Annotated in this window: 2 protein-coding genes; one reads left to right on the top strand and one right to left on the bottom strand. The window is 66.7% G+C overall.

Features of this window, described 5'->3' with window-relative positions:
- Nucleotides 1-278, top strand: a 278-nt coding sequence (locus tag AHiyo1_RS09195; RefSeq protein WP_148667525.1) for a lactonase family protein, incomplete at its 5' end; no start/stop codon positions are given.
- Nucleotides 279-431: 153 nt separating this feature from the next.
- Here AHiyo1_RS09195 and AHiyo1_RS09190 read toward each other — a convergent pair.
- A partial coding sequence (locus AHiyo1_RS09190; protein WP_148667524.1) for a 4-alpha-glucanotransferase occupies nt 432-1,229 on the bottom strand: 798 nt, incomplete at its 5' end.

Genomic DNA, 1,229 nt, shown 5'->3' with positions numbered 1-1,229 from the left:
CGGACCATCGCTTCGTCTACACGGGCATCCGCGGTTCCAACCGGATCTCGGTATTGGCTGTCGAAGGCAGCGGAACCCGGCTCCGGCCCGTGGCTGACGTGCCCAGCGGGGGAGACTGGCCCCGCCATCACCTGGTCCGCGACGGCTGGCTCCATGTGGCGCACGAGCGTTCCAACCAAGTCACAACCTTTGCACTGAACCCTGCCACGGGTATACCGGGGGATGTCCTCGAGCAGGTGGACGTGGGTTCCCCTACCGTTTTGGTCATCGCCCCCTGACGGGCCAAAACAGCGACGCTCGCTCACAAATGCGGCCAAAATCGGGAACGCTCGCTCACCAAGGTGAGCGAGCGTTCGAGGGAAAAGGCCCAAAGGTGAGCGAGCGTCGTGGGGAAGGCCAAAGAGGCGAGAACTCACGTCTCGATGCGTTGCCTATCCCCGCACAGCCTCGTCCACTGCCGCCAGCAGGGAGTTGAACCGCGGGTTCGCGTCAAGGTCATCGATCAGCACCGCGCGGCCGTGGTCGTCGGCCAGCGGTACTTGCCAATTGGGGTAGACCTCCGACGTCGTTCCCGGTTGGTTCTGCACACGCCGCTCCCCCACGGCGTCCACCAACGCAACGCCGAGCAGGACCGATGGCGCGAGGGCCAGCAAGCGATGGAGCGCCTCAATGACCTGTTCCTCGCCAAGCACCTTTCCGTCGGCCGGCAGCAGACCGCGTTCCCGGAGCAACCCCATCATCTTGTCCAGGCTGGCCTCGTGCTCGGCCCGTTCCTCGGCCACGCTCCGTTCAAGCAAACCCAGTTGGCTGCGGAGTTCCACGTGATTGCCGGCGAGGTACCCCGCAGTCGGCGGGAGGTCGTGGGTGTTGACGCTGGCGAGGGCCTGTGTTCGGTAGCGTTCGGGCGGGAGCGGCGAGTCGCCGTCGTACTCGAACCAGAGGATCGAGGTGCCCAGGATGCCGCGGGCGGCAAGGTAGTCCCGCACCCACGGCTCGAAGACGCCCAGGTCTTCGCCGATGACCACGGCACCCGCGCGATGCGCTTCCAAAGCGAGGATGCCGATGAGGGCCTCGTGGTCGTAGCGGACATAGGCGCCGTCGCGGGCCGAGTTGCCGGCGGGCACCCACCACAGGCGGAACAGCCCCAGGATGTGGTCCACGCGGATTCCGCCGGCATGGCGAAGGACGGTGGAGAGCATCGCGCGCAAGGGCGCGTAGCCCGCCTCTGC

Origin of the sequence: Arthrobacter sp. Hiyo1 (assembly GCF_001263615.2) — a bacterium.
Lineage (GTDB): Bacteria > Actinomycetota > Actinomycetes > Actinomycetales > Micrococcaceae > Arthrobacter.
Note: the sequence above shows the minus strand (reverse complement) of the source record. Positions and strands in the feature narration are given on the sequence as shown.